We start from the raw sequence: 8,023 nt of genomic DNA, 5'->3' as shown, positions 1-8,023 counted from the left end.
CGATTCGCCGGGCTTTTCGTCGGTCGAGCGGTTCGTGTCGATCGGCGGCGCGGTGGCCGGCTATCTCGACTACGAAACGCTGGTCGCGAAGGGCAGCGACACGCCGTCCGACTACCAGCCGGCGCCGTGAGAGCCGCGCACAACCCCCGCTGCACGGCCGCCGGGGAGGCCGAGGTCGTCGGCAACTGCGCGCCCGCCGCGTTCATCGGCGGGCGCGGCTACACGGATTACACGCCCGATTCGCCGGGCTTTTCGTCGGTCGAGCGGTTCGTGTCGATCGGCGGCGCGGTGGCCGGCTATCTCGACTACGAAACGCTGGTCGCGAAGGGCAGCGACACGCCGTCCGACTACCAGCCGGCGCCGTGAGAGCCGCGCACAACCCCCGCTGCACGGCCGCCGGGGAGGCCGAGGTCGTCGGCAACTGCGCGCCCGCCGCGTTCATCGGCGGGCGCGGCTACACGGATTACACGCCCGATTCGCCGGGCTTTTCGTCGGTCGAGCGGTTCGTGTCGATCGGCGGCGCGGTGGCCGGCTATCTCGACTACGAAACGCTGGTCGCGAAGGGCAGCGACACGCCGTCCGACTACCAGCCGGCGCCGGACGATCTCGCCGTGCTCCATTTCTCGTCCGGCTCGACGGGGCGCATCAAGGCCGCGATGCAGAGCTACGGCAACCGGCTCGCATCGCTGCGCAAGATCGTGCTGGGGATGGACCGCCCCGCGCAGCCCGGCGACCGGCTCGCGCTGATCGGCCCGATCACGCATGCGTCCGGGATGCTGATGCAGCCGTACCTGTTCTGCGGCGCGACGCTCGTGCTGTTCGACGCGTTCGAGCCCGCGCATTTCCTCGCCGACGTCGCGCGCCAGCGCATCACGCACACGTTCATGGTGCCGGCGATGGTCAACATGCTGCTGAATGCGCCCGAACTCGCGCAGGCGGACCTGCGCAGCCTGAAGGTGCTCGGCTACGGCGCGGCGCCGATGGCGCCGGCGCGCATCGAGGAAGCGTGGGCGCGCATCGGCCCCGTGCTGTCGCAAGGCTATGGCGCGAGCGAATCGACGTCGGGCGTCACGCGGCTCGGCATCGCCGACCACGCGCACGCGCTGCTGCACGACCGCGAGCGGCTCGCGTCCTGCGGCCGGCCGCTCGGCGAAACCGAGGTGCGGGTGGTCGATGCCGACGGGCGCGAAGTCGAAGGCGACGCGATCGGCGAGATCGTGATTCGCGGCGCGGACGTGTTCCAGGGCTACTGGAATGCGCCGGAGCTGACGCGCGAGGTGCTGGTCGACGGGTGGCTGCACACGGGCGACCTCGCGCGCACCGATCGCGACGGCTTCATCTATCTGGTCGACCGCAAGCACGACATGATCATTTCGGGCGGCTTCAACGTGTATCCGACCGAAGTCGAAGCGGCGCTCTACCGGCACGAAGGCGTGCTCGAGGCCTGCGTGGTCGGCGTGCCCGACGACAAGTGGGGCGAGGCCGTGAAGGCCGTGGTCGTGCTGCGTGCCGGCCGCGACGCGCAGGCGAACGATCTGGTCGCGCATTGCCGCGCGCAGCTCGCCGACTACAAGCTGCCGCGCTCCATCGATTTCGTCGCCGAGCTGCCGAAGAACGCGAACGGCAAGATCGCCCGCAAGCTCGTGCGCGAGCAGTACTGGCGCGGTGTCGCGCGCCGCGTCAACTGAAGGAGCCCGCCATGTTCGATCATCTGCAACGCCCTGAATTCGTCGCGCTGCGCGCGGCCGTACTGCGCTTCGTCGACGACGAACTGCGCCCGATCGAGCGCGAGCTGCGGCTCGACTCGGAAGGCGTGTGGCCGCGCGACGTGTTGCGCCGCGTCTGGCAACGCTCGGCCGCGCTCGGCTTCTATACCGCGAGCCTGCCCGTCGAGATCGGCGGGCAGGGGTTGTCGATCGCCGAAGTGTGTGCGCTGAAGGCCGACCTCGCCGCGTGCGGCGCGGCACTCGCGCCGCACGTGCTCGGCGAGCTTGGCGGCCCGCCGCGCGTCGGCAACATGCTGAAGTACGCGACGCCCGCGCAGCTCGATCGCTATTTCAAGCCGGTGATGCGCGGCGAGAAATCGACGTGTTTCGCGCTGACCGAACCGCACTCGGGCTCGGATGCGATGAGCATCCGCACCACGGCGGTCGAGGACGGCGATGCGCTCGTGATCAACGGCACGAAGCACTACATCAGCGGCGCGCCGTTCGCCGATTTCGCGATCGTGATGTGCGTGACCGATGCGTCCGCGACGCCGCCGCAGATCACGGCCGTGCTGGTCGATCTCGACCTGCCCGGCGTGAGCGTCGAGCACGAGTACGTGCCGATGTCCGGCCAGCACATCGATGCGGACATCCGCTTCGTCGACGTGCGCGTGCCGCGCGAGAACGTGTTCGGCGGGCTCGGCAACGGCTTCCGGCTCGGCATGTCGCGCATCAACGTGAACCGGCTGCTGCATTGCCCGACGATGCTCGGCCTCGCGATGTCGGCGTACCGGGCGTCGCTCGATTACGCGCGCACGCGCCGGCAGTTCGGCGGACCGATCGCGCGGTTCCAGGCGATCCAGCACATGCTCGCCGACATGGCCGCCGCGTTGTGGGCATGCGAAAGCATGATCGCGCATACGGCCGCGCTCGCCGATGCCGGCGCCGACCTGCGGATGACGGCCGCCGCCTGCAAGCTCTACGTGTCGGAACGCTGCTTCGAGGTCGCGGACAAGGCCGTGCAGATCCACGGCAACGTCGGCGTCACGCGCGGCCATCCGGTCGAGCAGACGTTCCGCAAGCTGCGGATGTTCCGGATCCTGACCGGCACCAGCGAGATCCAGCGCAACACGATCGCGAAGGCGATTCTCGAACCGGCCGCCGCGGGAGGCGCCGCATGACGGCGCACGACGACGCATGCGGCGCATGGCCGGCCACCGACAGTGAGGCGCCCGCCTGGTCGTGCCTGCGCGGCGTGCGGATCGTCGATGCCGGCCAACTGCTGCCCGGGCCGCATGCGTGCGCATTGCTGCGCCAGCTCGGCGCCGACGTGATCAAGGTCGAGCCGCCGGGCGGCGACGCGTTGCGGCAGTTCGGCGCCGACACGTTCGCGCAGTTCAATCGCGGCAAACGCTCGATCGTGCTCGACCTGAAGACGCCCGACGGCCGCGCACGCTTTCTCGATCTCGTGCGCGAAGCCGATGCGGTGGTCGAAGGCAACCGGCCCGGCGTGATGACGCGGCTCGGGCTCGGCTACGACGTGCTGGCGCAGGCGAACCCGCGCGTCGTGCTGTGCTCGATCACCGGCTACGGGCAGGACGGCCCGTATGCGAACCGCCCCGGCCACGACCTGAACTTCCTGGCCGATGCCGGCTACTGGTCGGTGCCCGCGCAGCTGCACGACACCGTCTCCCGGCCGCGCGTGCTGCTGGCCGATCATGCGGCCGCTCTGCACGCCGCGCTCGCGCTGCATCCGCTCCTCGGCCTGCCGGTACCTGTCACGCTCGCGCTCACCGCCGCATGGATCGTCGTGTGGGCCGGCGCCGCGCGGCTGCATGCCGACCGCCAGTTTCCGCACGACCGGATCGCACGTACGCGCGTCGTCGCGATACCACGCTGACGCACCGCATTCACCTGACGAAAACGCCTCGCCGGTGCGCCTCCCGCCCGGCCGGACAGCCTTGCCGGACAACGGTCGGCCGTTCCGTACGGCAGGTTGCACAACGCCCCGCCATTCACTGCTAAACACCCTGCAGCGGTCGTAATAAGAACGTCTCGTGACTGTCACGGCACAGTCACGCCCGCATGGCGGAATGCCGGTAATGTCAACCGGCGCGAGTCATGCATGGGCCAGAAAACGTCCGCGACCTCCCTGTTCCGTCACCCCATCGGCGCCCGCGCCGCTACCGCTTTCCTGTCCGGTTCTGCCGCAACCGACGGGCTGGTGTCGCAAGACCCGCCAGCCGGGCACGCCGAGCAGCATGACGACCCCGACTCGTCTGCCCACCGCTACCGCACCATCTGGCTGTCCGACATCCACCTCGGCTCGAGCGGTTGCCAGGCGCCGTACCTGCTCGACTTCCTGCGCCACAACGATTCGGAGTACCTGTACCTCGTCGGCGACATCATCGACGGCTGGCAGCTGAAGAAGGGCTGGTACTGGCCGCAGGCGCACAACGATGTCGTGCAGAAGATCCTGCGCAAGGCACGCAAGGGAACGCAGGTCGTCTACATCCCGGGCAACCACGACGAAGGCGCGCGGCAGTTCTGCGATCTCGCGTTCGGCGACATCCAGGTGCGCGGCGAGGCGTTCCACACGACGCTCGCGGGCAAACGTTTGTGGATCGTGCACGGCGACCTGTTCGACGGCGTGATCCAGCATGCGAAATGGCTCGCGTACCTCGGCGACACGCTCTACACGCTGATCCTCGTGCTGAACCGCTGGTTCAACCGGATCCGCAGCCGGCTCGGCTTCCAGTACTGGTCGCTGTCGCAGTACCTGAAGCACCAGGTCAAGAACGCCGTCAACTTCATCTCGCAGTTCGAGACCGTGATGACCGACGAGGCGCGCCGCCGCGGCTGCGACGGCGTCGTGTGCGGCCACATCCACAAGGCCGAGATCCGCGACATCGACGGCGTGCTGTACTGCAACGACGGCGACTGGGTCGAAAGCCTGTCCGCACTCGTCGAAACGATGGAAGGCGAACTGAAGATCGTCTACTGGACGGTGATGCGCAGCGCACCGACGGAGACCACGTCGCGCAAGGCCAAGGCCACTGCCTGACACACCCTTACTTACAGGACAAAGCCGCGATGAAGATCATGATCGTCACCGACGCGTGGGAACCGCAGGTCAACGGTGTCGTGCGCACGCTGAAGAGCACGTCGCGCGAGCTCACCGCACTCGGCCACCGCGTCGAAATGCTGACGCCGCTGGAATTCCGCACGGTGCCCTGCCCGACCTACCCGGAGATCCGCCTGTCGATCCTGCCGTACCGCAAGCTGCGCGCGCGGATCGATGCGTTCGCACCCGACGCGCTGCACATCGCGACCGAAGGTCCGCTCGGCCTCGCCGCGCGACGCTATGCGCGTTCGCGCAAGCTGCCGTACACGACCGCGTACCACACGCGCTTTCCGGAATACGTGCAGGCGCGCTTCGGCATCCCGCTCGCCGCGACCTACCGCTTCCTGCACTGGTTCCACGGCCCGTCGCTCGCGGTGATGGCGCCGACGCCGGTCGTCAAGCAGGACCTCGAGAAATTCGGCTTCACGAACGTCGTACTGTGGACCCGCGGCGTCGATCTCGACGTGTTCCGGCCGATGGAATCGAAGGTGCTCAATACCGCACGGCCGATCTTCCTGTACGTGGGGCGCGTCGCGATCGAGAAGAACGTCGAGGCCTTCCTGCGCCTCGACCTGCCCGGCTCGAAGTGGGTCGCGGGCGAAGGCCCCGCGCTCGCGGAGCTGAAGTCGCGCTATCCGGAAGCCAACTATCTCGGCGTGCTGTCACAGGCCGAGCTCGCGAAGGTGTATGCTGCGGCCGACGTGTTCGTGTTCCCGAGTCGCACCGACACGTTCGGCCTCGTGCTGCTCGAGGCGCTCGCCTGCGGCACGCCGGTTGCCGCGTATCCGGTGACGGGCCCGATCGACGTGCTCGGCGGAGGCGACGCCGGCGCGATGCACGAAGACCTGCAGGAAGCCTGCCTCGAGGCGCTGAAGATCGAACGCACCACTGCGCGCGCATGGGCCGAACGCTTCTCGTGGCGCGCGGCATCCGAGCAGTTCGCGTCGCATCTGAAGCCGCTGCCGAAGACCGCGTACTCGCCAGCAGAAGGTGCCGCCGTTTGAAACGAGACCTGAACGACAAGACCCCGCCCCCCGACGCAACGCCGCAACGGCACCGCCCGTTCGACGAGGAAGAGCCGCACGCCGACGCGGACGTGCATGCGCACGAGCCGCTCGGCCCCGACGATCGGCTCGCGCCGCTGCCGCCGAACCCGTACAAGCGCCATCGCGGCATCACGCGCGCCTGGTACGCCCTCAAGCATTCGCTGAACGGCTTTCGCGTCGCGATCCGCGAGGAGAGCGCGTTTCGCCAGGAACTCACGCTCGCCGCGCTGATGCTCCCGATCGGCGCGTTCGCACCGGTGCCGGCCGCCTCGCGTGCACTGCTGATCGCGTCGGTGCTGCTCGTGCTGATCGTCGAGCTGCTGAACTCGAGCGTCGAGGCTGCGATCGACCGCATCTCGCTCGAGCGTCACGAGCTTTCGAAGCGCGCGAAGGACCTCGGCAGCGCAGCCGTGACGGTCGCGCTGTTCGCGTGCGTGACGACGTGGGGCTTCGTGCTCGGACCGGTCGTCGCACGCTGGCTCGGCTTCTAGACGGCTGCCCTGCGGGCCCCTGTCGTGCCGCCCGCGTGCGGCGCTGCACCATGCGCCGCGCGGGGCCGCGATCACGAAATGCCCCGATGTGGCGAAACCCCGGTTTATAATCGTCCGCTAGACATAGAACAGCAACCCGCGCCGGACGAATCACGCAGCATCGATTGCAGCGCCCGCCAGTCCGGCACACACAGGGCCGGACGACATGGAAGCGAAACCTCCCCGCCGCACCCGCGAACGGATTCTCGAGTTGTCGTTGAAACTCTTCAACGAGATCGGCGAGCCGAACGTCACGACCACGACGATCGCCGAGGAAATGGAAATCAGTCCAGGCAACCTGTACTACCATTTCCGCAACAAGGACGACATCATCAACAGCATCTTCGCGCAGTTCGAGCAGCAGATCGAACGGCGGCTGCGCTTTCCCGAAGATCATCGTCCGACGATCGACGAAACCTGGTCGTACCTGCAGTACATGGCCGATTTCATGTGGACCTACCGGTTCCTGTATCGCGACCTCAACGACCTGCTCGCCCGCAACCGCACGCTCGAGACTCACTTCAAGCAGATCATCAGCCACAAGGTGCGCTTCGCGCGCGACATGTGCGAGCTGCTCGTGTCCGACACCGAGATGGTGGCGACGCCCGCCGAGATCGAGGTCATCGCCACCAACATGGCCGTCATTTCGACGTACTGGCTGTCGTATCAGTACGTGATGCATCCGCGCAAATACAACGACCAGGACGCGATCCGCGAGGAACTGCACCAGGTCAGCATGCACGTGATCTCCGTGATGGCACCGTACCTGCGCGGCCGTTCGCGCCAGCTGTTCGACGACCTGGTCTCCGGCAAGCTGCCGAAGCGCCAGTTCACCGACTACCTGCCGCCGCGCGACGGTTCGCCGCGCCCCGCCGGCAGCCCGGTCGTCACCGGGCAAGCCCCCGCCAAGGATTCCAAGCAATGAAGGCAGTGTGTGTTTACTGCGGCTCGTCGTCCGGCGTGCGGCCCGTCTATGCCGACGCCGCGCGCGCATTCGGCCGCGCGCTCGTGGATGCGGGCCTCACGCTCGTCTACGGCGGCGGCCGCGTCGGCCTGATGGGCGTGATCGCCGACGAAGTGATGGCGGCCGGCGGCCGTGCGGTCGGTGTGATTCCCGAACTGCTCGTCGACAAGGAAGTCGGCCATACGGGGCTGTCGGAACTGCACGTCGTGCCCGACATGCACCACCGCAAGAAAATGATGGCCGACCTGTCCGACGCGTTCGTCGCGATGCCCGGCGGCGCCGGCACGCTCGAGGAGCTCTTCGAGGTCTACACGTGGGCGCAGCTCGGCTATCACCGCAAGCCCGTCGCGCTCTACAACATCGATTCGTTCTACGATCCGCTGATCGCGCTGCTGCGCCATACGGTCGACGAGGGCTTCATGCGTCCGGCCTATTTCGATGCGCTCTGCGTCGAATCGGAACCCGTCGAACTGATCGAGCGACTGCGTCGCTACCAGCCGCCCGTCCACGACAAGTGGGCGCCCGACGCAGCCAAGTAACCGTCACCGGAACCCGCACGCGATGACCGCACCGTCCGACCGCAAGGCCGTCCTCATCACCGGCGCGAGCCGTGGCATCGGCCGCGCGACCGCCGTGCTGGCGGCCGAGCGCGA

General features: G+C 67.9%; 7 protein-coding genes and 2 pseudogenes. All 9 read left to right on the top strand.

Features of this window, described 5'->3' with window-relative positions; all coding sequences use genetic code 11:
- The first annotated feature begins 149 nt into the window (after window positions 1-149).
- Complete coding sequence (locus G3N99_RS30320) at window positions 150-1,688, top strand: AMP-binding protein (RefSeq protein ID WP_241011923.1); 1,539 nt, start codon at window positions 150-152, stop codon at window positions 1,686-1,688.
- Between the two features lie 11 nt (window positions 1,689-1,699).
- Window positions 1,700-2,887, top strand: a complete 1,188-nt coding sequence (locus G3N99_RS30315) for an acyl-CoA dehydrogenase family protein (RefSeq protein WP_206124206.1) — start codon at window positions 1,700-1,702, stop codon at window positions 2,885-2,887.
- Window positions 2,884-3,456, top strand: a pseudogene (locus tag G3N99_RS30310) (CoA transferase); the annotation flags it as partial. The gene G3N99_RS30315 and the pseudogene G3N99_RS30310, both read left to right, overlap by 4 nt.
- Before the next feature lie 375 nt (window positions 3,457-3,831).
- Window positions 3,832-4,770, top strand: coding sequence for a UDP-2,3-diacylglucosamine diphosphatase (locus G3N99_RS30305; protein ID WP_174942637.1), 939 nt, complete (start codon window positions 3,832-3,834; stop codon window positions 4,768-4,770).
- A 29-nt stretch (window positions 4,771-4,799) separates the two neighbouring features.
- Window positions 4,800-5,834, top strand: coding sequence for a glycosyltransferase family 1 protein (locus G3N99_RS30300; protein ID WP_174935247.1), 1,035 nt, complete (start codon window positions 4,800-4,802; stop codon window positions 5,832-5,834).
- Complete coding sequence (locus tag G3N99_RS30295) at window positions 5,831-6,367, top strand: diacylglycerol kinase (RefSeq protein ID WP_011352720.1); 537 nt, start codon at window positions 5,831-5,833, stop codon at window positions 6,365-6,367. Before G3N99_RS30300 ends, G3N99_RS30295 begins: the two co-directional genes overlap by 4 nt.
- Before the next feature lie 205 nt (window positions 6,368-6,572).
- On the top strand, window positions 6,573-7,331 hold the full coding sequence (locus tag G3N99_RS30290; protein ID WP_174942642.1) for a TetR/AcrR family transcriptional regulator: 759 nt from the start codon (window positions 6,573-6,575) through the stop codon (window positions 7,329-7,331).
- Window positions 7,328-7,909, top strand: coding sequence for a TIGR00730 family Rossman fold protein (locus tag G3N99_RS30285; protein ID WP_011352722.1), 582 nt, complete (start codon window positions 7,328-7,330; stop codon window positions 7,907-7,909). Before G3N99_RS30290 ends, G3N99_RS30285 begins: the two co-directional genes overlap by 4 nt.
- Before the next feature lie 22 nt (window positions 7,910-7,931).
- Window positions 7,932-8,023: pseudogene (locus tag G3N99_RS30280) on the top strand (NAD(P)-dependent oxidoreductase); the annotation flags it as partial.

This window comes from Burkholderia sp. Ac-20392 (assembly GCF_017104585.1).
GTDB lineage: Bacteria > Pseudomonadota > Gammaproteobacteria > Burkholderiales > Burkholderiaceae > Burkholderia > Burkholderia lata.
Note: the sequence above shows the minus strand (reverse complement) of the source record. Positions and strands in the feature narration are given on the sequence as shown.